The 24,536-nt window shown below is 72.7% G+C and carries 20 protein-coding genes; 9 read left to right on the top strand and 11 right to left on the bottom strand.

Going from position 1 to position 24,536, the window contains the following annotated elements:
- Nucleotides 1-93 precede the first annotated feature (93 nt).
- Entirely contained in the window at nt 94-1,281 is a 1,188-nt protein-coding gene (locus IO39_RS36615) for a hypothetical protein (RefSeq protein ID WP_043633610.1), read from the top strand.
- Nucleotides 1,282-1,405: 124 nt separating this feature from the next.
- Here IO39_RS36615 and IO39_RS36610 read toward each other — a convergent pair whose 3' ends face one another.
- Together IO39_RS36610 and IO39_RS51320 are read right to left on the bottom strand one after the other, a co-directional pair.
- On the bottom strand, nt 1,406-2,404 hold the full coding sequence (locus tag IO39_RS36610) for an MATE family efflux transporter (RefSeq protein ID WP_052423827.1): 999 nt from the start codon (nt 2,402-2,404) through the stop codon (nt 1,406-1,408).
- 36 nt (nt 2,405-2,440) lie between these two features.
- Complete coding sequence (locus IO39_RS51320) at nt 2,441-2,692, bottom strand: hypothetical protein (RefSeq protein ID WP_063765415.1); 252 nt, start codon at nt 2,690-2,692, stop codon at nt 2,441-2,443.
- A gap of 97 nt (nt 2,693-2,789) precedes the next feature.
- On the opposite strand from IO39_RS51320, the gene IO39_RS36605 reads away from it, so the two are divergent.
- Nucleotides 2,790-3,758: an aldo/keto reductase gene (locus tag IO39_RS36605; protein WP_043633608.1), complete on the top strand. Its 969-nt coding sequence runs from the start codon at nt 2,790-2,792 to the stop codon at nt 3,756-3,758.
- Between the two features lie 119 nt (nt 3,759-3,877).
- Here IO39_RS36605 and thpR read toward each other — a convergent pair whose 3' ends face one another.
- The 4 genes from thpR to IO39_RS36585 all read right to left on the bottom strand — a co-directional run bounded on the left by thpR (nt 3,878) and on the right by IO39_RS36585 (nt 8,026).
- Entirely contained in the window at nt 3,878-4,435 is a 558-nt protein-coding gene (thpR, locus tag IO39_RS36600) for an RNA 2',3'-cyclic phosphodiesterase (protein ID WP_052423826.1), read from the bottom strand.
- Nucleotides 4,436-4,583: 148 nt separating this feature from the next.
- The gene (locus tag IO39_RS36595; RefSeq protein WP_043633606.1) at nt 4,584-5,825 is read right to left on the bottom strand and encodes an MFS transporter; all 1,242 of its coding nucleotides are present in this window, start codon (nt 5,823-5,825) and stop codon (nt 4,584-4,586) included.
- 23 nt (nt 5,826-5,848) lie between these two features.
- Nucleotides 5,849-6,301 carry a MarR family winged helix-turn-helix transcriptional regulator gene (locus IO39_RS36590; RefSeq protein WP_043633603.1) on the bottom strand — a complete coding sequence of 151 codons (453 nt, stop codon included), beginning with the start codon at nt 6,299-6,301 and terminating at the stop codon, nt 5,849-5,851.
- A 285-nt stretch (nt 6,302-6,586) separates the two neighbouring features.
- Nucleotides 6,587-8,026 carry an NCS2 family permease gene (locus IO39_RS36585; protein ID WP_043633600.1) on the bottom strand — a complete coding sequence of 480 codons (1,440 nt, stop codon included), beginning with the start codon at nt 8,024-8,026 and terminating at the stop codon, nt 6,587-6,589.
- Between the two features lie 83 nt (nt 8,027-8,109).
- Between IO39_RS36585 and IO39_RS36580 the strand changes: the two genes are divergently transcribed.
- A complete protein-coding gene (locus IO39_RS36580) occupies nt 8,110-8,319 on the top strand; it encodes a DUF2530 domain-containing protein (protein ID WP_043633596.1) in 210 nt (69 codons plus the stop codon).
- A gap of 237 nt (nt 8,320-8,556) precedes the next feature.
- Nucleotides 8,557-10,038: an alpha/beta hydrolase gene (locus tag IO39_RS36575; RefSeq protein WP_043633638.1), complete on the top strand. Its 1,482-nt coding sequence runs from the start codon at nt 8,557-8,559 to the stop codon at nt 10,036-10,038.
- 132 nt (nt 10,039-10,170) lie between these two features.
- Here the strand turns inward: IO39_RS36575 and IO39_RS36570 are convergent, their stop codons facing one another.
- Nucleotides 10,171-13,206: a sacsin N-terminal ATP-binding-like domain-containing protein gene (locus IO39_RS36570; protein ID WP_043633593.1), complete on the bottom strand. Its 3,036-nt coding sequence runs from the start codon at nt 13,204-13,206 to the stop codon at nt 10,171-10,173.
- Nucleotides 13,207-13,296: 90 nt separating this feature from the next.
- A complete protein-coding gene (locus tag IO39_RS36565) occupies nt 13,297-14,097 on the bottom strand; it encodes a DUF3027 domain-containing protein (RefSeq protein ID WP_043633589.1) in 801 nt (266 codons plus the stop codon).
- Between the two features lie 125 nt (nt 14,098-14,222).
- On the opposite strand from IO39_RS36565, the gene IO39_RS36560 reads away from it, so the two are divergent.
- Nucleotides 14,223-15,896, top strand: coding sequence for an MFS transporter (locus IO39_RS36560; RefSeq protein ID WP_157549412.1), 1,674 nt, complete (start codon nt 14,223-14,225; stop codon nt 15,894-15,896).
- A 121-nt stretch (nt 15,897-16,017) separates the two neighbouring features.
- Here the strand turns inward: IO39_RS36560 and IO39_RS36555 are convergent, their stop codons facing one another.
- Nucleotides 16,018-16,413: a cold-shock protein gene (locus IO39_RS36555; protein ID WP_043633586.1), complete on the bottom strand. Its 396-nt coding sequence runs from the start codon at nt 16,411-16,413 to the stop codon at nt 16,018-16,020.
- 93 nt (nt 16,414-16,506) lie between these two features.
- Nucleotides 16,507-17,127: an HAD family hydrolase gene (locus tag IO39_RS36550; protein ID WP_043633584.1), complete on the bottom strand. Its 621-nt coding sequence runs from the start codon at nt 17,125-17,127 to the stop codon at nt 16,507-16,509.
- Between the two features lie 241 nt (nt 17,128-17,368).
- Between IO39_RS36550 and IO39_RS36545 the strand changes: the two genes are divergently transcribed.
- Together IO39_RS36545 and IO39_RS36535 are read left to right on the top strand one after the other, a co-directional pair.
- Complete coding sequence (locus tag IO39_RS36545; RefSeq protein ID WP_043633581.1) at nt 17,369-17,986, top strand: TetR/AcrR family transcriptional regulator; 618 nt, start codon at nt 17,369-17,371, stop codon at nt 17,984-17,986.
- A 273-nt stretch (nt 17,987-18,259) separates the two neighbouring features.
- Complete coding sequence (locus IO39_RS36535) at nt 18,260-20,590, top strand: helicase C-terminal domain-containing protein (RefSeq protein ID WP_043633575.1); 2,331 nt, start codon at nt 18,260-18,262, stop codon at nt 20,588-20,590.
- Between the two features lie 111 nt (nt 20,591-20,701).
- Here the strand turns inward: IO39_RS36535 and IO39_RS36530 are convergent, their stop codons facing one another.
- On the bottom strand, nt 20,702-22,090 hold the full coding sequence (locus IO39_RS36530) for a hypothetical protein (RefSeq protein WP_157549409.1): 1,389 nt from the start codon (nt 22,088-22,090) through the stop codon (nt 20,702-20,704).
- A gap of 350 nt (nt 22,091-22,440) precedes the next feature.
- Between IO39_RS36530 and IO39_RS36525 the strand changes: the two genes are divergently transcribed.
- Together IO39_RS36525 and IO39_RS53355 are read left to right on the top strand one after the other, a co-directional pair.
- Nucleotides 22,441-23,919 carry an AMP-binding protein gene (locus tag IO39_RS36525; protein ID WP_043633569.1) on the top strand — a complete coding sequence of 493 codons (1,479 nt, stop codon included), beginning with the start codon at nt 22,441-22,443 and terminating at the stop codon, nt 23,917-23,919.
- A gap of 170 nt (nt 23,920-24,089) precedes the next feature.
- Nucleotides 24,090-24,443 carry a hypothetical protein gene (locus tag IO39_RS53355; RefSeq protein ID WP_157549406.1) on the top strand — a complete coding sequence of 118 codons (354 nt, stop codon included), beginning with the start codon at nt 24,090-24,092 and terminating at the stop codon, nt 24,441-24,443.
- Nucleotides 24,444-24,536: the final 93 nt, after the last annotated feature.

The following is a 24,536-nucleotide window of genomic DNA, read 5'->3' as shown; positions in this document are numbered from 1 at the left end:
TTCACAGGCGACCGAACCAGGCCGTCACCCCGGCTCCCGCCGAGTCCCTTCCACAAGACCCTACGCGGGCCTCGCAGTAAGGATGGTGCCCTAGTGACCAGGTTCAGTGACGAGTTGCGGCGGATCGCCGCGCAGGCGCCCGACGGGGACGACGGCCTCGCCGAGCGGGCCGTGCGCGGGGCGCGGCGGCGCCGGGCGGCGGTGGTCGGCTCGGTGGCCGGCTCGGTGGCGGCCGTGCTGGTGGCGATGACCCTCGGCGCGACCGCGTTCCTCACCACGCCGTCCGACCGGGACACGATCACCGGCACGGTGACGGACGTGCTGCCCGAGCGCGGCGTCGAGCCCGCGGCGTACGCGTACTACGACTTCTGCGGCAGGCGGTGGGACCACCGGAAGAACACCCACACCTTCGACCAGGAGTGCGCCCAGTGGAAGGTGGTGACGCGGGGCGGCCAGAGCTTCCGGGTGCCGGACGCGGTGAGCGTCTACACCGAGCAGACCTCCGCCAACTATATGAACACCGGCGGCCCCCTGGCCATTTCCGCCGACGGCCGGAAGATCGCCTACTACCAGGCCGGCACCGACCGGTTCGCCGTACGCGACCTGGCCGACGGCACGATCCTGGTGACGCCCCGGCTCTTCCCGAGGGCGGCGATGGTCAAGGGCGGCAGTCTCATACGGCTGTCGCCGGACGGCCGCTTCCTGTCCGTCAGCGCGGCCGGCCTGCCGGCCGTCGTGGTGGACATGTCGAGCGCCGAGGTGACCGAGGTGCCCGAGGGCTGGTTCGTGGAGCAGGTCGGGAACGGCGGCGCCCCCGTCATCCTGAGGGACGGCCGCGACCGGCTGGGCCGGCTGGAGGACGGGCGGGTCAGCGTGCTCTCACCGGCCCGGGACGACGCACGCCAGTACGGCGGCCTGTCCCCCGACGGGCGCGTCCTGCCCTGCATCGACGGCGCGGAGACCTCGGACGCACTCGTCACCAAGGCCCACGACACGCTGGTCACCCTGGACGCCGCCACCGGCGAGGTGCTCGGCCGGGCCCGCTTCCGCGACGCGCCCGCGGGCTTCCGGGTGCGGCGGATCGGCGGCTGGCTCGGCTCCGGCGAGGTGATGGTGACCGGCACGGACGACGCGGACCCGGTGCGCGGGTGGAAGAAGGGGGAGCCGCCGACGATGGGCGAGCGGGTGTACGCGATCGACGTGCGCAGCGGCCGGGTGCGCCTGCTGGCCACCTACTCGCACCGGGCCTGGGCCGGCGACTTCGCCCTGCCCGGCTTCTGACCCCACCACGACCCGCCGCCCCGCCGCGACCCGCCACCGCGCCACCGCCCCCGCCACCGCCCGGGCGGCCCGGCGTCCCGGCGTCCCGGCATCCCGGCGTCCCGGCATCCCGGCGTCCCGGCCGTCAGCGGGCGGGCGGGGCGTCCGGGGCGGGGGTCAGGCCGACTCTGGCGCTGTGGCGGTGGAACCCGGCGCCCTGCAGCACCACCAGCAGCCCGTTGGCCACCGCCATGGCCGCCCACAACCCGGTGATCCCCCACGCGCGGGCCACGGGCACGGTGGCCACGACCAGCAGCCCGTACCCGATGGCGAAGGAGAGCAGGCCGGCGCCCGAGCGCTTGAGCGCGGTGAGCCCGGTGCCCTGCACCGCCTGGGCGGCGTCCAGCAGCGCCGACGCCAGCATCAGCGGCAGCAGCGCCAGCACCCGTTCCCGCACCGCCGGGTCGTCGCTGAACAGGACCAGCACCCGCTCCCCGAACCCGAGCAGCAGCCCCGCCACCACGAGCGTGCCCATGGTGGCGAGGACGACCGCGGTCCGGTGGGCCCGCCGCGCCCCCGCCGCGTCGGCGGCGCGGGCCACCTCGGGCACCGCGGCCTGGGCGACGGAGAGCGAGGCCATCATCATGAGCCCGGCGAGCGTGGTCAGCACCGCGTGGGCGGCGGTGTCGCGCGCGCTCGTGGTGCTCGCCGCGAAGGTCACGAACCCCAGCACCCCGAACTTGACGAGCACCGTCCCCGCCAGCGGGACGCTCACCTTCGCCAGCTTCGCGATCTCCCGCGGCCTGGGCCGCCCCTGCCCGATGGGCCGCCCGAGCGCGCGGCGCAGGCTGACCGCGGCCACGGCCGCCGCCACCACGCCCGAGACCACCCAGGCGATGCCCACCCCGGTCAGCCCGAGCGAGGGCACCAGCGCGGCGGTGAGGCCGCCGAGCCCGATCCCGAAGGCGAGCGTCGGCCACAACACGTGGCGGCTGCGCCCCAGCGCGACCAGGATGGTGCTCGCGCCCCCGGTGGAGGCGAAGACCAGGAGATAGACCGCGAGGAAGCAGGGCAGCCAGCCGATCTCCCGCACCACCTCGGGCGGCACCCCGGCCAGGGCCGCGAGCAGCGGCAGGCACAACATGACGAGCGCGCCGGCCGTCCCCGTCGCCAGGCTGAGTCAGCGCGCGTCCCGCACGATCGGCACGGCCGCCGCGGGCTCGTCGCGGTGGGGCGCCACGAACGGCCCCAGCCCGCGCAGCGCGCCCTGCACCGCCGCGCTCGCCGGGGTGAGCACGGCGGTCACCACGGCGAAGGCGGCGAGCGTGACCGTGTCATGATTGCCGAGCACCGAGGTGACGACCAGCGAGCCCAGCATGCCCGCGGTCATCGCCAGATAGAGCGGCACGGCCGCACGCAGCAGGGCGATCATGGTGAGCCAGGCTCCGGCGACGCGGCCCCCGCCCCGTTCTGGATCATGAAGTTCACCCTATGGCCTGGAGCGCGCTCCAGCTCCCTAGGGTTGAGTCATGGACTACGTCAAACTCGGCCGCAGCGGTCTCCAGGTGAGTCCGCTCTGTCTCGGCACCATGAACTTCGGCCCGCGCACCTCGGAGGAGGACTCCTTCGCGATCATGGACCGGGCCCACGAGCTGGGGCTGAACTTCTTCGACACGGCCAACGTCTACGGCGGTGTGAAGGGCGAGGGCGTCACCGAGGGCATCCTCGGCCGGTGGTTCGCGCAGGGCGGCGGGCGGCGGGAGCGCACGGTCATCGCCACCAAGGTCTATGGCGACATGGGCGACTGGCCCAACGAGCGGGGGCTGTCCGCGCTCAGCATCCGCCGCGCCTGCGACGCCTCGCTGAAGCGGATGCGGACCGACCACATCGACATCTACCAGGCCCATCACGTCGACCGGGGCACCCCGTTCGACGAGTTCTGGGAGGCCATGGAGGTCCTGCGGCAGCAGGGCAAGATCATCTACGTGGGCTCGTCCAACTTCGCGGGCTGGCACATCGCCAAGGCCCAGGAGAGCGCGGCCCGCCGCGGGTTCACGGGCCTGGTCAGCGAGCAGACCCACTACAACCTGCTCACCCGCGCGCCCGAGCTCGAGGTGCTGCCCGCGTGCGAGGACTACGGCCTCGGCGTGATCCCGTGGAGCCCGCTGGCCGGCGGCCTGCTCGGCGGCGTGCTGCGCAAGCCGGACAAGGGCCGCTCGGGCGACGAGCACATGCTGCGGCAGCTCGACAAGCACCGCGACCGGATCGAGCAGTACGAGAAGTTCTGCGACGAGCTCGGCGAGGAGCCCGCGAACGTCGCGCTGGCCTGGCTGCTCAAGCAGCGCGCGGTCGCCGCGCCGATCATCGGCCCGCGCACGCTGGCGCAGCTCGAAGGCAGCCTGCGCGCCGTGGAGATCGACCTGGACGACGTCGCCCTGGCCCGCCTCGACGAGATCTTCCCCGGCCACCGCACGGCCCCGGAGGACTACGCCTGGTGAGCCGGTCCTCGGGCTCGGGCGGGCGTCAGGTCAGCGCGGCTCCGACGATCACGATCAGCAGGAGCAGGCCGAGCACGATGGGCAGCAGCCAGGGGCGAGGACGATCCACGACCTGGAGCCTAACCCTGCTCGGCGGGTGCCAGCGCCCATTCGGCGAGTGACTCGTGCCTCACCTGCGGCCCCGTGTGACTGCGGAAGAGACGGACGCGCTCCGCCCGCCACGGCGAGCCGCTGAACCCCGACAGCGACTCGACCAGCGGGCGGAGGTCCGTCTCCACCTTGGCCCTGGCGAGGGTGAGGTGCGGGTGGAAGCGCTTGTCGTCGGTCTGCTCGGCCCCGGCCCGGCGGGCGCCCGCTCTGACGGAGTCGGCGAGCCTGGTCATGGAGTCGCCGGTGACGCCCACCCAGAGCACCCGGGCGCGGCGTACGGAGGAGAAGGCCCCGAAGCCCTCAAAGGCCAGGTTCATGGCCGTGTGGCGGCGCACGGCGCGGGCCAGGCGCGTCTCCAGCTCGGGCAGCACCCGCTCGGGCACCTCCCCGAAGAAGCCGAGCGTGATGTGCCAGGTCGCCCGGTCGGGCCAGCGCAGCCCCGGCACCTGCCCGACGTGCGGGGCGATGGCGCGCGCGATCTCGTCCAGCACCTCGTCGGGCGGCACCAGAGCGGCGAACAGCCTCATGCCACCCGATTCTCCCCCCGCCCCCCGCCGCCCCTCACACCGCCTCACCCGCCCGCGTCCCGGCGGGGAGAGCGGGCGCCCACCGGTCTCCCGGGGAGCGCCCGTCGGCGGCCCGCGACGACGGCGCGGCCGGCGCGCGGCTCATGACTCATGCGGCCGCGAGCGCCGGCTTCCCCACCCGGGAGCTGATCATCCGCGTCAGCAGCACCGCCAGGCCCGTGCCGGCCAGCACCAGCACGCCGGACAGGATCACGCCCGTCCGGGGTCCGCCCAGCTCGGACAGCCACCCGATCAGCGGCGCCCCCAGCGGCGCCCCACCGGTGAACACCAGCATGTAGATGCCCATGACCCGGCCCCGCATCTCGGGGGACGTGGCGATCTGCACGCTGGCGTTGGCGGCCGTGTTGATGGTGATCAGCGCGATCCCGGTCGGGATCAGCAGCAGCAGGTAGGCGGGGTAGAAGGGGGCCAGCCCGGTGGCGATCTGGAACAGCCCGAATCCGATCGCCCCGGCGAAGAGCATCTTCCGCGACAGCCGCACCCGGCGCGCCGCCAGCAGCGCCCCGGCGAGCGCCCCCACCGCGAACATGCTGGAGGCCAGCCCGAACGACGACGCCCCCGCCCCGAACGTCTCGCGCGCCATCAGCGCGATCGACATCGAGAACGACTGCGAGAACATCGACACGAAGGCGATCAGCAGCACCGGCATGAGGAGCTCCTCGCGCTGGAGGACGTACCTCAGCCCTTCGCGGAGCTGGCCCTTGGCCCTGGGGACGGGGTCGGCCGGGCTCAGCTCGGACTTGCGCATGAAGACCAGGCTGGAGATCACGCCGCCGAAGGTCAGCGCGTTGATCAGGAAGATCGGGCCGGTCCCGCCCAGCACGTAGATCAGCACGCCGGCGAGCGCCGGGCCGACCACGCGGGCCAGGTTGAAGATGGAGCTGTTCAGCGCGATCGCGTTGGGCAGGTCGTCGCGGCCGACCATCTCGACCACGAACGCCTGCCGCGACGGCACCTCCACGCAGGAGATCATGCCGAGCAGGAACGCCATCACGTACACGTGCCAGACCTGGGCCGAGCCCGTCATCGTCAGGATGCCGATGGTGAGCGCGAGCCCGGCCATCATCGTCTGGGCGACGATGAGGATGGGACGCTTGGGATAGCGGTCGGCGAGCACGCCGCCGAACATGCCGAACAACAACATCGGCAGGAACTGCAGCGCGGTCGCCGTGCCGAGCGCCGCCGCGCTGCCGTGGGCGTTGCCCGGACCGGCGGTGAGGTCGAGGACCAGCCAGTCCTGGGCGGTGCGCTGCAGCCAGGTGCCGATGTTGGACACCGTGCCGCCGGCGGCGAACATGCGGTAGTTACGAACCCTGAGCGACCGGAACATCCCGGTCCTGGGTTCTTCCGGCTCTATATCTTGCTGAGCTTCTCCAGGATCGGCGCCGCCTGCCTGAGGATCGACCGCTCCTCCGGAGACAACTCCTTCAACCGCTGTGTCAGCCACGCCTCCTTGCGGCGACGCTCCTCCTTCAGCAGCTTCTCTGCGGCCTCGGTCACCGAGACGGTCACCTGGCGCCGGTCGGTCGGATGCGGGGTGCGCGAGACCAGGCCGCGCTCCTCGAGCGCGGCGATCACGCGCGTCATCGAGGGCGGTTGCACCTTCTCTAGCTCGGCCAATTCGCCGGGGGTTATCCCGGAATGCCGTTCCACTGCGGCGAGCGTCGCGAACTGGGTGGGTGTCAGCGAGTGCGCCGCCGCCTGTCGTCGTAGGCGTCGGTTCAGCCTTGCGAGTGACACGCGCAGGGCTGAAGCGAGACCAGCGCCGCTGCGCAGGTCCATCTTGGGCTGGGTGTTGGTTAGCATGAGTCATTACCTTTGCTAACTATACGACAAGGCGGGATTATTTCCGTACATAACAGGCGTCTCACCTCTTGATACCCCGAAGCCGCCCCGCCTGCTCGCGGCAGGACGAAGCGGCTTCAGGTCATCAGGTGAGCTCGACGGCGGTGCCCGGGGAACGAACAGCGCCGTATGCGCAGACCGTACAAGGTCGTGGTCAGTGCTCGGGGCGCGGCCGCGACCGGAAGGCCCTACGGGACGGCGCCCGGAGCGCGGCCGGGAGGCCGTACGGACGGCCCCGGAGCGCGATCAGAGGCCGATCAGCGCCCTGATCGGGCCGATCGCGAAGTAGAGCGCGAACAGCACGGCCACGCCCCACAGCAGCGGGTGCACCTCCCTCGCCTTGCCGCCGACCACCTTGATCAGCACGTAGCTGATGAAGCCCGCCCCGATGCCGTTCGAGATGGAGTACGTGAACGGCATGAGCACGATGGTGAGGAACGCCGGGATCGCGATCTGGAAGTCGTTCCAGTCGATGTCGCGGATCGCGGTCATCATCATGAAGCCCACCAGCACCAGCGCGGGAGCGGCGGCCTCGTAGGGGACGATCGTGACGAGCGGCGCGAAGAAGATGGCCACCAGGAACAGCAGGCCCGTGACCACGCTGGCGAGGCCAGTGCGAGCGCCCTCGCCGACACCCGCGGCCGACTCGACGTAGGTGGTGTTCGAGGAGACCGAGCCCGCGCCGCCGGCCGCCGCGCCGATCGAGTCGACGAGCAGGATCTGCTTGGTACGCGGCAGCGTCCCGTCCTCGCGCACCAGGTTCGCCTGGCGGCCGACGCCCACCACGGTGCCCATGGTGTCGAAGAAGTCCGTGATGAGCAGGGTGAACACGAACAGCGCGGCCAGCAGCACGTCCACGCGGACGAAGCCGCCGAACGGGTCGAACTCGGTGAACAGGACGAGCGGGTTGTGGAAGCCGAAGATCTCCTCGGGCATGGCGGGCCGGTTGAGCTGCCAGCCGCCGGAGTTCTCGGGCGAGACGTTGCCCGCCTTGGCGAAGATCTCGACGACGATGGCCAGGATCGTGGTGCCGACGATGCCGATGAGGATGGCGCCCTTGACCTTGCGCGCCACCATCGCGGCCGTGGCCAGCAGGCCGACGATGAAGACGAAGATCGGCCACGAGGTCAGGCTGCCGCCGATGCCCAGCTCCAGGGGTGTGCCCTCGGCCCTGCGCACGAACCCGGCGTCCACGAACCCGATCAGCGCGATGAACAGGCCGATGCCCACGCTGATGGCGGTCTTGAGCTGGGGTGGGATGGCGTGGAAGATCGCCGTCCGGAGCCCGGTGAGCACCAGGACGGCGATGATGACGCCTTCGAGGAAGACCAGGCCCATCGCCTCCTCCCAGGTCATCACGGAGGCGATGTTGAAGGTGACGAAGGCGTTCAGGCCGAGCCCGGCCGCCATCGCGAACGGCACTCTGCCGATCACGCCCATGAGGATCGTCAGCACGCCCGCCACGAAGGCCGTGCCGGCGGCGACCAGCGCCACGTTGGGCGCCGTGCCGTCGCCGATGTACTCGCCCGTCACGTCCTTGCCGGTGGCGATGATCAAGGGGTTCAGCACGACGATGTAGGCCATGGTGAAGAACGTGGCGAAGCCGCCGCGCACTTCGCGCGCGACGGTGGAGCCCCGTTCGGAGATGGCGAAATAACGATCTATCCCGTTACGTGTGTCTTTCACGACGCGAAGAGTGACAGTACTGATGAGCTGCGAAAAGAGGCGGTGATGAGATCGAGACCCGATTGGAAGCTAGGCTGGACAACGTGAAGCAGCAGTGGCATCCCGATCCGGAGCCGATCAAGACCAACGATCCCGCCGCCATCGCCGTCGGCACGGCCGCGTGGGCCGTCGCGCTGGTCGTCCTGCTGATCGTCCGTCCCGCCCCCGAGAACACATGGTGGATCTGGACCTGCCTGACCGGGGTCGGCTTCGGCCTCTTCGGCATCTGGCTCGTCCGCCGCCCCCGCAAGTGACGCGGGCCCCGCACGCGGCGATTCCTGGAAGCGCGGACCTCACGGGCGCTCGCGGACGCGGCCCCTCACCGGCACAGCCCCACAAGTGACGCGGGCCCGGGTGGTGTCAGGGTGCGGCTGACGCGCGCCCCCCGCCAAACCTGACATTCGTCATCTTTCCCCATTCCCCGAAGTCATCTCGAAGTGGTGTTTCCGCCCACTACCTCGGCATATGCCCGCCAGATCATGCTGGTCGGCATGAAGAAGCCCATTGCGACATTCCTCCTGGGAGCGGCGGTTCTCACCGCCTGTGGCACCGGCGAGACCCCGGAGCCCGCCGCCAAGAGCGAACCCGCCGCGAGCCGGCCCGCCACGAGCGCGGTGGCCTGGCGCGCGTGCACCGACCTCGTGGGCGCCGACGGCAAGCCGATGACCCTCGCCCCCGGCACCGAGTGCGGCAGCATCCCGGTCCCGCTCGACCACGCCGAGCCGGACGGCGAGAAGATCGACCTGGCGCTCATCCGCGTCAAGGCCACCGGCGACCGCCTCGGCTCGCTGGTGTTCAACTTCGGCGGTCCCGGCGGCTCCGGCGTGGACATCCTGGCCATGACCGCCCCCGCGTTCGCCAAGCTCGGCAGCCGCTACGACCTGGTCAGCTTCGACCCGCGCGGCGTCCAGCGCAGCTCGGGCGTGACGTGCGGCGAGCAGCTCGGCAAGCTCTTCGCCGCCGGCGCGGACGCCGACCCCGACACGCTGACCAGGGAGTTCGCGGCCGCCTGCGAGAAGGACTCGGGCAAGGTCCTGCCGCACGTCGGCACGGTGAACGCCGCCAAGGACCTCGACCTGCTGCGCGCCGCGCTCGGTGACGAGCGGCTCAACTACTTCGGCCTGTCGTACGGCACCCACCTCGGCGCCGTCTACGCCACCCACTTCCCCGAGAAGGTCGGCCGGTTCGTCCTGGACAGCGCCTTCGACCCCACGGTCACCTTCGAGGAGCGGGCGCTCACCCAGGCCAAGGGCTTCGCCGACGCGCTGGAGGCGTTCGCCGAGGACTGCGCGGCGCGCGACTGCAAGCTCGGAGACGACCCCGCCACCGTCGAGAAGACGATCGAGGACTTCGTCGAGGGGCTCAAGACCAAGCCCATCAAGGTCGGCGACCGCGAGCTGACGCACGGCCTGGGCCAGTACGCCGTCATCACCCCGCTCTACTCCAAGCAGAGCTGGCAGATGCTGGAGCAGGCGACCGCGGCCGCGCTCAAGGGCGACGCGACCATCCTGCTCGCCCTGGCCGACTCCTACACCGGCCGCCGCGCCGACGGCACGTACACCACGGCGATGGCGAGCCTGCTGGCCATCAACTGCGCCGACAACGCCGAGCGGCCGAGCGACGCCGACACCGCCAGGGTCAACGAGCGGGTGAAGAAGATCTTCCCGATCCTCTCCTTCGACGGGGCCAACGGCTCGTGCGAGCACTGGCCGGTGCGGGGGGACGACGCGGCCAAGCGCATCGACGCCACCGGCTCCGCGCCCATCGTGGTCATCGGGGGCAAGGGCGACCCGGCCACGCCGTACCAGTGGGCCACGTCGCTGAACGAGCAGCTCAAGACCGGCGTGCTGGTCACCTACGAGGGCGAGGGCCACGGCGCGTACATGACCGGTGACGCGTGCGTGATGAAGACGGTGGACGCGTATGTGCTGGAGGGCAAGGTGCCGGCCGCCGGCACCACCTGCGCCGCCTGACCGATCGCCCGGTGAGGCGCCCGCACCGCCCGAGCGGTCGTCCGGCGGCACCCCCCGCACGGGGCCTGCGCCGCCCGAGCCGTGTCGGGGAGGCAACGGGAGCGCCTCCCTGGCACGGCATCGCACCGGCTGTCAGGAAAGGTCGGCCTCGGCCAGCAGCAGCGGCACCGCCGCCGGGTCACGCAGCAGCGCCGCCACGGCGAGCCGGTCGTTCCACTGCCCCGTCGCCCAGGCCAGCCCCCTGGCCAGCCCGTCGAGGCCGGTGCAGTGCACGTCGCCCTCGAAGAAGCGCCACGCGCACTCCACCCCGTCCACGAGCAGCTTCTCGTGCTCGACGTAGGTGTCGGGCGCGGTGGGCAGCAACGAGCGCACCTCCGCCGGCACCTCTCGCCGCACCCCCTCGGAGGTGACCGCCCCCGAGGTGAGCTCACCGGCCAGCGGCAGGTCGAGCAGCTCCGACAACGACTCGGCCAGATCGTACGGGGCCAGCACCAGCGGCCGGTCCGAGACGAGCTGCAGCAGGTCGGGCGCCTCCACCACCACGGCGTCGTCGGCGGCGGCCACCACGATCGAGCCTCTGAGCACGGCCCGCACCCGCGGCGGCGGCGCGACCCGCGACGGGTCCACGGCGGCCAGCGCGATCCACAGGGCGCGCAGCTGGGCCCGGTCGACCTCGATCGACTCGTCGGCCATCAGGTCGAGCAGTTCCTCGGGCCCGCCGTGGGAGGCCAGCAGCTCGGGCAGCGTCGTGCGCACCCCGATCATCGACAGCGCCGCCTCGTCGAGCCCGGCGGGCGCGTCGGAGTAGAGGCCCTGCAGCAGCGGGTCGGCGCCCGGCAGCCGCAGCTCCAGCGGCTTGCGCCCGCCCAGCACCGGATGGTGGGCCAGCCACCACGCCGTGTAGGAGGGCACCTCGACGCCCTCGACGCGCAGCGGGTGCAGCGCGGCCCGCAGCGGCGGCGTGGTCAGCAGCGCGAGCGCGGCCGGCCAGTCGGCCACCAGCTCCAGGTCGCGCACCGCCAGGAACTCCGGCACCAGCGGCGGCACGTCCAGCTCGGGCAGCAGGTCGAGCACGTGGTCGAGCCAGTCGGCCTCGCCGTCGAGGTCGTGGTCGCACTCGTCGGGGTCGAGCAGCACGTCGGGCTCGTGCACGACCGCGAACCCGTCGAGCACCCCGGCCGCCGCCAGCACCCGCGGCCCGTAGGTCTCCTCCAGCTCGGGCGCGGCCACCCCGAGATGCGTGTCGGGCTCCAGCAGCCCCGCCAGCGCCCCGTCGGCCAGCATCAGCTCGCCGGCCGGGTAGAGCTCGCCGTCGGCGCCGCGCAGCGCCAGCTCGGCCAGCCACGGCGCCTCGCCGGGCGCCAGCCCCGACGCCTCCACCAGCGACAGCACGGCCCTGGCCACCGGCTCGGGGTCGGGGCTGTCGAGCGACTGCGCGACGGCGGCCTTGGTCAGCGGGTCGTCCAGCACCGTGCGGGGCGTGGCCTCGGCGGCGCCCAGCCGCAGCAGCGCGGGGTGCGCGGCGTCGGGGTGCACGATGCGCAGCCCGAGCGGGGCCAGGTCGAGCTCGGCGCCGCCGTCGCTCAGGATGAGCGTGCCGCGCGGCCCGCGCACCAGGCGGCCGTCGGTCAGCGGCACGGGCAGCGCGCCCAGCGACTCGGGGTCGTCGGCCGGCAGCACCTCGTAGAGGGAGCGCCACCAGGACGGCTCGCGCGCCTCCACGGCCTCGCCCGACAGCAGGTCGACGAGGTCGGCCAGCTCGACCCTGCGCACCCCGAGCGCGACCATGGCCGGGTGGCGGGCGGGCCAGCCGGCGGGCAGCAGCCCCGGCACGAAACCGGCCGCGATCGCGAGGAACTCGGCCGAGGCCGAGGCCACGACGGCCGCCTCGCGCCCGGTGACCACCCAGCCGTCGCCGTCGGGCTCGGGCGCGGGCTGCTCGACCCGCAGCTCCGCGTCGGGCTCGTAGACCCGCTCGTCGGCGAACGACGGCGTGTGCACGACCGGCGCGGGCGCCGACAGGGCGGGCAGCAGCGGCGTGCCGGGCAGGCGGTCGAGCACGGCCCTGCGGATGCGGGCGTCGAGCTCGCCCTTGCCCATGAGGGAGGGCACCAGGTCGAGCAGCCTGGAGGTGCGGGGCAGCTCGCGCAGCAGGCGCACGTAGGCGTCGGCGACCCGCTGCACCAGGAAGTCGGCCAGCGGCCCCTTGGCCACGTGGCGCCGGTCGGTGGCCATCGGGAACGACGCGATCAGCAGCGCGGGCAGGTCGATGGGCTCGTCGCTGGGCGTCGGCGCGTGCACCACGGACGGCACGGTCTCGGGCAGCGGGGCCGGCTCGCCGGTGCCGGTGACGGGCACCGCCCAGCGCAGCGACCAGTAGGGGCGGGCGCGCTCCTCGGTGGGCCGGTCGGCGAAGAGCCTGACGACCTCCTCCTGGGTGAACTCGCCCGACTCCGACACCACGTGCCAGCCGTCGGCCACGACGGTGCGCAGCGAGCCGTCGAGGTCGATCTCGATGCTCTCCAGCGCGGGCAGGCCGAGCAGCAGCGCGGGGCTGGTCTCGGCCAGCATGCGGCGCACCGCCTCGACGCTCGCCTGATCGCGCAGCGGCAGCCGGACGAGCGTGTCGAACCCGTCGGGGATGTCGATGAGCGGCGGCTCGTCGAAGGGCAGCCGCAGCAGCGGCACGTGACCGCCGCGCTCGGCCAGCTCGCCCGCCAGCGCGGGGATCTCGGCGACCAGGGCCGCGGTCTCGGTGCGGGACCAGCGGACCGCCCCGGCCCCGCGCGAGCCGATCGAGGGCGCGTCGCAGACGGACACCACCGCCGCGAACCCGACGCCGAACCTGCCCGCCGCGCCCGCCTCGTCACGCTTGCCGGAGGCGCGCAGCGTGGACAGGCTCTCCACGCCGGTGGCGTCGAGCGGCGCGCCGGTGTTGGCGGCCGTCAGCAGGTCACCCCGCAGCGTCAGCCGCAGCACCCCTGGCACGCCCGCGCGCAACGCCGCGTCGGCGGCGTTCTGGGCCAGCTCGACGATCAGCCGGTCGCGGTAGCCGCCGAGCGCGAAGTCCTCCTCCGCGTTGGCGTCTTCGCGGAACCGGGCGGGCGAGGCCGTCCAGGCCGAGAGGACGGCTGCTCGCATCCGGTCAGTGCCGTAGGTGTCGCTCATCGATCACGAATCCTGGTTGAGGGTAGGGGGCCACCGTAGGGTAGCGGCCTTCACCGACAGGAAGGGTGTCATCGGCGCCGACACCCGCGATCAGGAGTGGCCGAGCTCCTCCGACGCCGACTCGTCGACCGAGCCGGCCTCCTCCTCCATCAGGTCGTAGCCCAGGTCGTCGAGGATCGGGATGGCCTGCTCCACGGGCGGCGGCAGCACGGCGGCCTCCGAATGGGCGCCGCAGCCATGGTCGGCCGCCACGACCTTGCCGTCATCGGGGGCGTATTCGTTAGCGCAGACCCCGAACATGTGCCGCAGCCCGCCCGCTAGCAACCAGTAGAACCCGCAGGTGGAACACTGCGCGGGTGCGGCGTGTGCGATCGGTGTGTGCGGCCCGTGCTCGCCCGCGTGCCAGCGTCTGGCAGCCCGGTCCTTGCCGATGGCCGAGAGCACACGGGCCCGGCCCAGGCCGTACTCGAAAACCGCCTGATGGTCGGCCTCTTCGTCGGTTTCGGTGAAACCCGGCGCGAGCCTGTCGTCATCGTCGGCGGTCGGCAGCAGGTCGCCCACCCCGAGGTCGCCGGGGCGCAGCCGCTCGCTCCACGGCAGCCACTCGGGCGCCAGCAGCGCCCCGGTGCCGGGCAGCAGGACGGCCTCGCTCACCGTGACCTTCTTCGCGCGCGAGGCCCGCGTGACCGTGACGGCCCAGCGCCAGCCGCGATAGGCCCGGTCGAGACAGGCGAAGTAGTGGGTGACGATCCGGTCGCCCTCGCTCTCGTAGCCGAGGTGCTCGCCGGGCTCGCCCGGCCGCGCCAGCTCCTCGGCCGCGGCGCGCGCCAGATCGACCGCGGCGACACAGGCCTGGTCGGGAGCGGAGACGCGGGCCCTGGTGCGGCTCATCGGGCCGCCTCCGCCGAAAGGTGCTGTTCGCTCACACTTCATTCTCACCCATCGCGGGACCTCCGGGGCCCACAACGGCAGATCCCTCCATGAGATCCGGCACCAATCGGGTAAGACTGGTAGGCGTGAAGGGAGGCTGGGAGCGAGCTCGCCAGATCTCGCGGCGAATGGCGCACGGCGCCGCCGACGCGGGACGCGCGACCGTGCGCGCGACCAGGGCCACCGCGAGCGGCACCGCGCGGGCGGGCAAAGCGACCGCCAAGGGCGCGCGAAAAGTCGGCAGGGCCACCCGGCGCCTGACGTACGCGGGCGGCGCGGGCCGCACCGGGCTCGGCCGGCTGATCGAGCTGTCGGCGGGCAACAGCGCCAGTGACGCGCTCGTCACGGTGGCGCTGGCCAGCACCGTCTTCTTCGGCGTGCCCGTCGGCGAGGCGCGCGGCTCGGTCGCCCTCTACCTGGTCATCACGATGGTGCCGTTCGCGCTGCTGGCGCCGTTCGTGGGGCCGATACTCGACCGGTTCAGGTCGGGGCGCCGCTACGTCATGGCGGGCACGCTGTTCGGGCGCGGCCTGCTGTGCTTCGCGATGGCCGCGGCCGTGGGCCCCGGCGACCTGCCGACGTTGTTCATCGGGGCGCTGGGCGTGCTGGTGCTGTCGAAGGCGTACAACGTGTCGCGGGCGGCGATCATGCCGAGCGTGCTGCCCGCCGACATCACGCTGGTGTCGGCCAACGCGCGGGTGGCGCTGTTCACGCTGGTCTCGGCCGGGGTGCTGGTGCCGGTCGGCGCGGGCCTGACCGCCTGGCTGGGCAGCGCCGCGGTGCTGCGCGTGGCCATGGTGGCCTTCCTGCTGCTCGGCGTCGCCGCCGTACGGCTGCCGCGCCACGTCGACTCCCCCGACCTGGAGGAGGAGGGCGGCGCCCCGCGCTGGCGCACCCTGCTCAAGGTGGGCCCGGCGGTGGCCGAGGCGGTCTGGGCCAACGTGGCCATCCGGGTCTTCTCCGGGTTCCTGCTGTTCTTCCTGCTCTTCCTGGTGCAGGACAAGGCGGTGCCGTGGCTGGCGCCGTCCGAGCCGTGGGCGCGGGAGCCGTTCTTCGACATCCCCAAGACGATCGCGCTGCTCGCGGGCGCGGCCGGGCTGGGCGGCCTGGCCGGCGCGGCGGTGGCGAACTGGACGCGCAACCACGCGCCCCAGCTCCTCGTGCTGGTCACGCTGGCCGTGACCGCGGCGACCACCATCGCCACCGCGGTCTTCTTCGGCGTGTGGACGGCGCTGGCGATCTCCCTGGTCACGGCCTTCGCCCAGGAGCTGGGCAAGCTGGCGCTCGACGCGATCGTGCAGCGGGAGATCGGCGAGGAGGTGCGCTCGTCCACGTTCGGCGTGGTCGAGGCGGTGCTGCAGCTCGCCTGGGTGTGCGGCGGCCTGGTGGGGCTGGTGCTGTCGCTCACGCAGAGCAGCCTGGCCGGGCTGGTGACGCTGGCCGTCGCGCTGACCGCCGCCCTCGGGTGGCTGCTGATCTCCAGGAGGAAGCGGGTGCGCGCGGCCAAGGCCAAGCTGCACCGTCAGCGCGCCGAGGCCGCTGCCCACGCGGCGACCGCCCCGTACGACGAGCCCGCCCCGTATGCCGAGCCCGCCCCGTACGACGAGCCCGCCGCCCGCGCGGAGGCGGGCGCGTACGCCGAGCGCCCCGGACCGGCCGGGCCTCCGGGACCGGCGCGGCGCCCCGGCGCCGACGGGCAGGCCGATCAACGGGGGGAGCGGCTCGACCCGACCAAGCCGCTCACCAACCCGAACGGCTGACCCACCCGCTCCCAAGCCGAACGGCTGACCCCCGCCCGCTCACCACCCCCGAACGGCTGACCCCCCGGCCGCTACCGCAGGCCGGGGCTCGCGCGTGTCTCGGAAGCCGACAGGGCGGCGGTCAGGCGTCGAGGTCGTCGGCGACGGCCCTGAGCACCTGGGCGACCTTCTTGGCGTGGGCGGCGTCGGGATGCTTGCCCCGCTGGTAGGAGGTCGAGACCCAGTCGAGCAGCTTGATCAGGTCTTCGACGATGACGACCATCTCGTCCGGCTTCTTCCGCTTGCCCTTCGGCTTGGTCTTGGCCAGCGTCGGCGGCTGCTCCAGGATCCTGACGGAGAGCGCCTGCTGGCCCCGGCGGCCCTCGGCGACCCCGAACTCGACCTTCTGGCCCGGCTTGAGTGCACCGGCGCCTGCGGGCAACGCGGATGAATGCACGAAGACCTCACCGCCGTCGTCGCGGGTGAGGAAGCCGAACCCCTTGTCGGCGTCGTACCACTTGACCTTGCCACTCGGCACAGGAGGACCTCGTTCAAACAGTCGAAAAGAAGGACGGATGGATGTAGGTTATGCCCCGCGAAGCGCCGGGGCGACCGGGTAAATGCGGGACAATTACCGGACTTCATCGTGCTCGCGCCAACCGGCGAACCAGGCGGCGAATTCGGTCAGGTCGCCCAGCGCCACATCTGCTCCGTGATCACGCAGCTCTCCCACCGTGTAAGGGCCGGTCGCAACTGTCACGCTCACGGCGCCGCCAGCACGTGCCGCCTCGATGTCCGCGACATGGTCACCAACATAAGCCGCCGCGCCGAAGCGCGCGAGTGCCGATCCCTTGTCGTGGCCGAAAACCGAGCCGACCACTTCGTCCACGTCGAGCCCCAGCGCGGCGACCGTGCCGCGCGCGTCACGGACGTTCTTGCCCGTCACCACGATGACCCCGCCGCCCGCCCGGCGCACGGCCGCGATGGCCTCGTGGGCGCCTGCCATGGCGGTGTGTGCCGGAACCCCCTTTTCCGGATATATCTCCCGGTAGAGATCGGCGGCCGCGGGGACCTCCTCCAGGGGCAGCCAGTTGGCCAGCTCCATCTCCAGCGGCGGGCCCAGCCGGCTGACGATCGCGGCGCTGTCAAAAGGCACGCCCAATCGCGCGGCCATCTCGTCGTAAGTGGCCGCGATGCCCGACCGCGTGTCAGCCAATGTCATGTCAAGGTCGAATCCCACCGATGTCGTCACATGTGCAGGATGCCAAAGGCTCTCCTACCCCCGGTAACGGCCCTTGTTCCGGGCGCACGGGAATGGGAAGAAAGGAATTACTTATCGGAGAGGAGCGGCCGTGACCCGCACCCGTGGAGCACCCCGCGCCGGGGACCCGCCCGCCGCCCGCCCGGCCGCGCGCCCGGCCGCGCGCTGGCGCGCCTGATCCGGCCCGACACCCCGCAACGATTACTCTCCTTACGGAGGTATCAGCATAGACATGAGCAGATCGACCCGTGAGCGGATCATCGATGAGTCCCTGAGGCTGTTCGCCGAGCGGGGCTACTCCGCCACCTCGGTGGCCGAGATCGAGGCCGCCTCAGGGCTGTCCCCGGGCGCGGGAGGGCTCTACAGGCACTTCAAGTCCAAGTACGAGGTGCTGGCCGCGGCCATCAACGAGCACGCCAGCCGTACGCGGGTCCAGGTGGCCGAGAGCATGGCCGAGCTGAGCGCCATGGAGTCCTCGGTGGACCTGGAGGAGCGCCTGGCCCACGTGTGCCGCGCCGGGCTGGCGAAGGTGCGCGAGGAGTCCGAGCTGACCCGGGTCTTCTTCCGCGACCTGAGCCAGTTCCCCGAGCTGGTCACGGTCGTGCGCGAGGGGCTGCTGCAGCCGATGTTCGACGCCATCGTCTCCTGGTTCCAGGCCCAGCCCGAATACCGCGACGTCAAGCTCGACTGGACGGGCATCGCGGCCGTGCTGGGCGGCGCCGTGGTGCAGTACCGGCTCTTCCTGGAGACCGTGGGCGAGCTGCCGGGGCACGCGGAGAAGGACCAGTTCGTCTCCGCCTGGGTGCGCCTGGCCGTCGGCCTGCTGCCCAGCCCCGCGCCGGTCAGCTGACGTCGAGCAGCCGGTAGGCCGGCCGGACGACGCCGATCCCCGTACCGATCATGAACATCGTCCCGCTGACGTCGAAGAACTGCCGGGCGAACTCCTGGAACCCCGCCTCGATCCCGGCCCGCAGCCGCCTGGCGAAGTCGAGCCGCCGGCCGGACTGAGCACGCCGTGGGCCGCGTCGGCGGCCTTGGAGACGTAGTTCAGCACGAGCTGGTCCGCGCGCTCTATCACGCCTGGCAATGCTGCCCCAATCAGGGGGGACATACCATGGCAACGATGGAGTTCACGGAGTGGATCAGGGGGCGCACCGACGAACAGCTGCGGGCGCTCGTCTCCGCGCGTCCCGAGTTGATCACTCCGGTGCCCGCGCATCTGGAGGGCCTCGCCTCGCGGGCCGCCAGTCCTTCGGCGATCGGCAGGGTGCTCGACCGGCTCGACCGGTTCACGCTGGCCGTGGTCGAGACGCTGGCGGTGCGTGACGGGCCGACCTCGAAGGACACGCTGCGCGAGCTCGTCGGCGCCGCGCTGACCGAGGCCGACCCGGAGCCCGCGCTGTCCGCCGCGCTCGGCAGGCTGTACGACCTGGCCCTGGTCTACGGCCCCGACGACGCGCTGGAGCTGGGCCCCGGCGTGCGCAAGCTGCTCGACGACCCGGCGGGCCTGGGTCCGAGGGCCGTCGACGCCTTCCGGCACCACGCGCCCGAGCAGCTGGACGAGATGGCCGACGAGGTCGCCCCCGGCACCAAGGGCACCGGCAAGGAGCGGCTGGCGGCGGCGCTGGCCGCGCCCGCCCCGCTCATCGACGCCGTCTCGCCCGAGGCCAGGGGCGCGCTCGACCAGCTCGCCTGGGGCCCGCCGACCGGCCGGGTGCCCAACGCCAGGCGCGAGGTCACCGTGGCCTCGGCCCGCTCCCCCATCGAGGAGCTGCTGGCCCGCGGCCTGCTGGCGGCCACCGGCGAGGAGAGCGTGACGCTGCCCCGCGAGGTCGGCCTCTACCTGCGCGGCGGCCGGGTGCACCGCGACCTGCTCGCCGTGCCTCCGCCGCTGCACGGGGCCGCGCGCGACCAGAAGCTGGCCGACCGGACGGCGGCCGGGCAGGCGTTCGCGTTCGTCAGGGCCGTGGAGGAGCTGTGCGAGCGGTGGAGCGTGGAGCCGCCGGGCGTGCTGCGCACCGGCGGGCTCGGCGTGCGCGACCTGAAGCGCGCGGCGGGCGAGCTGGACCTGCCCGAGTGGGTGGCGGCGCTGGTGGTCGAGGTCGCGCACGCGGCCGGGCTGATCGCCGCCGGCGGCGGCGTCGACGGCGAGTGGCTGCCGACCTCCGGCTACGACCTGTGGCGGGTCAGGTCCACCGCCGACCGGTGGACGGCGCTGGCGGCCACCTGGCTGCACATGGACCGGGTGCCGGGCCTGGTCGGCGACCGCGACGAGCGTGACAGGCCGCTCAACGCCCTGCACACCGACCTGCGGCGCTCCTCCGCCCCGAGCGTCAGGGCGGCCACGCTGGGCGTGCTGGCGGCGGCTCCCGGCCTCGCGCCCGACCGCGACTCCGTGCTCGAACGGCTGGCGTGGGAGCAGCCACGCCGCCGGGGGCCGCTGCGCGAGCAGCTCACCGAGTTCACGCTGCGCGAGGCCGAGCAGGTCGGCGTGACGGGGCTGGGCGCGCTCTCGGCGCAGGGGCGGGCGCTGATCGAGGGCGGCGAGCCGGCCGGGGTGCTCGCGCCGCTGCTGCCGGAGCCCGTCGATCACGTGCTGCTCCAGGCCGACCTGACCGCCGTCGCGCCGGGGCCGCTCACGAGCGAGCTCAACCGCTGGATGACGCTCACCGCCGACGTCGAGTCCAAGGGCGGGGCCACGGTCTACCGGTTCAGCGAGGGCTCGATCCGGCGCGCGCTCGACGCCGGGCACGGCGGCGAGGAGCTGGTGTCGATGCTGGCGCGCCACTCGGCCACGCCGGTGCCGCAGGCGCTGTCCTACCTGGTGACCGACGTGGCCAGGCGGCACGGGCGGATCAGGGTGGGCACCGCGAGCGCGTACGTCCGCTGCGACGACCCCGCGCTGCTCGACCAGATCACCGCCGACCGGCGCTCGGCCGCGCTGCGGCTGCGCAGGCTCGCGCCGACCGTCATCGCCTCCCGCTCCTCCAGGGCGGCGCTGGTCGACTCGCTGCGCGCCATGGGGTACGCGCCCGTCGCCGAGTCGCTCGACGGCGACGTGATCATCTCCCAGCTTGAGAGCCGCCGCACCGAGGGCCTGGCGCCGGCCCGCGCCGTGACCTCGGCCAACGGCCTCGACCCCGAGGTGGCGGCGGCGGCCGTGCGCGCGCTGCGGGCCGGCGACGCCGCCCACCTGGCGCGCCGCGAGCCGGTGGACGCGCCCGGCGGCCAGGTGCCGCGCGGGCCCGCGACGGCCACGATCTCCGCGTTGCAGGAGGCGATCAAGCAGGGCGTGCGGGTGTGGATCGGCTACCTCGACTCCCAGGGCAACGCGACCTCGCGCATCCTGGAGCCGGCCAGGATGGAGGGCGGCTACCTGACCGCGTACGACGAGACCAGGGCCGCCGTGCACCGCTTCGCCCTGCACCGCATCACCGGGGTCGCCGGCCTCTGAGCGACCGGCCTGCTCACCGCCGGCGGCCGGGCGGGGGCGGCCGGTGTCAGCGGCGGGTGTCAGCGACGGGTGTCAGCGACGGGTGTCAGCGACGGGTGTCAGCGACGGGTGTCAGCGACGGTGGCGGGTTCTGAGCGACTGGCTCGCCACCGAGGCGGCCGGGCCGCCCGCGCGTTCCAGCCGCCGCAACCACCGGTCGCAGTCGTCCGGATATCTCACGGCCAGCCCGCCGCCCAGCGCCGCGGCGGCGGTCGTCGCCCTGACGTGCCGCGGGTCCTCCGCCCAGGCCAGCGCGATCCTGAGCGCCTCGGGAGCGAGGGTCTCCGCCACGCACATGTACGACAGCACGTTGGCCGCCGCCACCCGCTCGGCCGCGCTCCCCCGCGCCCAGACCTCCAGGAACTCCTGCCGGACGTCCTTCAGCGAGTGACGGGCCAGCAGCGCCACGCCGTGGGCCGCGCGCATCTGCACGGCGGCCCCCTGCCCCGGCAGCGACCTGACCCACTCCCGCAAGGGCTGCCACAACCAGAAGCCGTACCGGGCGGACAGCTCGGCCAGCACCCGCGCGTGCTGGTGCGGCTCGCGGAAGGCGACGAGCCCGTCACGGTCGCCGATCAGCGGCGCGGTGAGCGGGCGGCGGCCCTGTTCGTGGCAGAGCTGTTCGAGCCGGGAGAGCTGGTGGTCGAAGACGGGCCCGGCCAGCCGGTGCGTGAAGGCCAGCGCCGCCACGGCCAGCACCTCGCGCATGGGCGGCTTGGTGTCGAACCAGGCCGCCACGTCCTCGCCGCCCGCTTCTTCGCCCGCCTCGCCTCCCGCCAATTCGCCCGGCCCGCAGCCCGTGGCCAGCCGCCCGGCCAGGCGGACGACCTCGGCGGGCGTCGCCAGGGTCGGCGCCAGGTCCCGCGCGCGGGCCAGCTCCTCCTGGCTCAGCCCGGCGCGCCGGTCGAACGCGGCCAGGCACAGGTCGAACAGCTCACCGGGCGGCGGCGCGCTCCACGGGTGCTCCACCTCGACGGCGTGCGAGGGCCCGCCGCTCCTGGTGATCACCAGGTACGAGCCCAGCTCGGCGAGCTTGCGGGCCAGGTTGACCAGCTCGGTGCGGTCGGTGCTGACCGCGATCCAGTCGTGCAGCAGGTACGCCCGGCCCGGCTCGTACTCGACGGCGGACAGCAGGTCGTGCGCGTCGGCGGCCGGGGACAGCACGCTGATCGTGCTCTCGGCCAGCGACATGCGCGACAGCAGCGCCAGCCCGCCCAGCCGCCGGCCGGTGCCGTGCTCGCCCACGAGGACGAGCAGGTGGCGGGCGGCCAGCCGGCGCACGGCCTCGGGGAAACAACCGGGCTCCAGGTACGCGCGCAGCAGCGCGTCGGCCTCCCGCCGGGTCAGGTCTCGGGCGGCGGGGCCCGCCACGGTCCGCAGATGTTCTGTAACCGCTTTGAGGCTCCCTGTGAGCGTTATGTTGTCGAGGTCGATCTCGCCCGGTTCAGGCGTTTCGGTCACGAAGCCACCTCGGTATTGACGCGGAGTTTTCTATGGAAAATATCTTCGGCCAACGACTTTCCCGATTTACGCCGAAGAGGTAGCACAGCGTCACCATTTCGCACCTGACCTGCGAAGATGACGGCCCGGCGCCGCCCGTGCGGACATGCGGATCATGCCCTCCATTGCCTCCGGTCGGCCCCACGGCCTCTAGATCTCCAACCATTACACGATCTAGGCCGTCCTGAAAACAGGAATGGCCATAGAGGAAGATATATACCGATTTACCGGCTACAAGAACATCATCCACTCTGACTAGTCAAGGGTGTCGAGGCTTGACTGCGTGTCCCCGTACGCATGAGGTTGGGCTTGTGACCGAGCAAACGCTGGGCAGGCTGGCCGAGGAGTCCTGGAACCGCTTCGACGACCACGACTCGATGTTCTACGAAGGCGTCTGGCACCGCAGTCACGACCTGGCCGGACGCGCCCGCCGGATGTGCGGCGGGCTGGCCGGGGCGGGCATCCGGCCGGGCGACAGGGTGGCCGTGATGATGGCCAACTCCCCCGAGGTGCCGCTCGTCTACCAGGCTCTGTGGGCGGCGGGCGCGGTGGTGACGCCGGTGGTGTTCCTGGTGGGGCCCGAGGAGCTGCGGCACATCCTGCTCGACAGCGGCGCCCGCGCGATCGTCACCTCGCCCGAGCTGGCCGCCACCGTACGGGCCGCCGGCGTCGACATCCCCGTCCACGTGGACACGGCCGAGCTCGAACAGGGCCCCGAGCGCGGCCCCGTGCACCGGGCCCCCGACGACCTGGCCGCCCTCATGTACACCGGCGGCACCACCGGCAGGGCCAAGGGCGTCATGCTCAGCCACCACGGCCTGTGGCACGTGGCCAAGGACGCCTACGACCTGTCGCACCAGGAGGGCGGGAACCGCGCGCTGGTGCCCGTGCCGCTGTCGCACTCGTACGGGCTGATCATCACGATCGCCGCCATGCACGCCACCGAGCCGCAGCAGGCGGTGCTCATGCGCTGGTTCGAGCCGCGGGCCTTCCTCGACCTGGCCGGGCAGCAGCGCGTCCAGTACGGCACCGTCGTCCCCTCCATGATCCACCTCCTGCTCGCCGAGCCGCTCGAAGAGCACCCGCTGCCCGACCTGGCCTACCTCACCTGCGGCGCGGCGCCGCTCGGGCGGGCGGCGCTGGAGGAGTTCGAGCGCAGGGTGCCCGGCGTGCAGATCCTGGAGGGCTACGGCCTGACCGAGACCAGCGCGGTCACCACGTTCAACCCGCCGGGCCGGCGGCGGGTCGGCAGCGTGGGCCTGCCGCTGGCGGGCTACTCGATCACCATCCGCGACGCCGACGGCGAGGCGATGGAGATCGGCGACGTCGGCGAGGTGTGCGTCACCGGCGACTCCCTGATGCTCGGCTACTGGGGCGAGCACCGGCCCGACCCCGAGGGCACCGCGCTGGTCGGCAAGGAGCTGCGGACCGGCGACATCGGGTGCGTGGACGACGACGGCTACCTCTACATCGTGGACAGGAAGAAGGACCTGATCATCCGGGGCGGGTTCAACGTCTTCCCGCGCGACGTCGAGGACGCGCTCAACCGGCACCCCGACGTCGTCGTCTCGGGCGTCGTGGGCCGGCCCGACCCCCGGCTCGGGGAGGAGGTCGTGGCGTTCGTGCAGCTCAAGGAGGGCGCGGCGGTGACGGCCGAGGAGCTGATCGAGTGGGCGCGCGAGCGGGTGGGCAGGGTGAAGTACCCGCGCGAGGTGCGCTTCGTCGACTCGGTGCCGGTGACCAGCGTGCTCAAGCTCGACCGCAAGGCCCTGCGCGCCCTCCTCGCCTGACTCCCGCACCGCCCGGTTCCACGCGAGCCGGCACCCCGCCCGCCCCCGGGACGGGGTGTGCTCCGTTCGGAGTGGGTCCGGGCGGGGAAGTCACGGGCTATCGTGATGTCGTGATCCCGGTCAGGGACATGTCAATTCCGTGATAAGTGTTGACGTGTCTGGAGGTGAACGTGAGTCAAGGTGACCCGCCGGGATACCCGTACCAGCCTTATGGCGCGCCCTACGGCGACCAGCCTCCCCCGCAATACGGCTACGGCTACGGCCCGCCGCCGCCCCGCCCCGGCAACTCCAGCGCCAACGCCATCGTCGCGCTCGTGCTCAACTGCCTCGCGGTCGTCTCCTGCTGCAACCTCCTGGGCATCCCCGGCGCGATCCTGGCCGGCCTGGCCATCGGCAGGTCCGCCACGCAGCCGGAGAGCGCCCGCACCATGGTGATCTGGAGCTGGGTGCTGTTCGGCGTGGGCTTCGTGCTGACCGTCGGCGGCTTCCTGGCCCTGGGGATCAGCGGCGCGTTCGACGAGTGACCCGCCGCCTCCGTGGCGTTCTCCAGGACTAATCCCGGCCTGCCCGTTGTTGGAGACTCGGAGCGGGGTAGCCGGGATCAGGAGACGATGGTC

Source organism: Nonomuraea candida (assembly GCF_000725485.1).
Classification (GTDB): domain Bacteria; phylum Actinomycetota; class Actinomycetes; order Streptosporangiales; family Streptosporangiaceae; genus Nonomuraea; species Nonomuraea candida.
The sequence above is the reverse complement of the archived record's forward strand: the minus strand, read 5'-3'. Positions and strand labels throughout refer to the sequence as shown.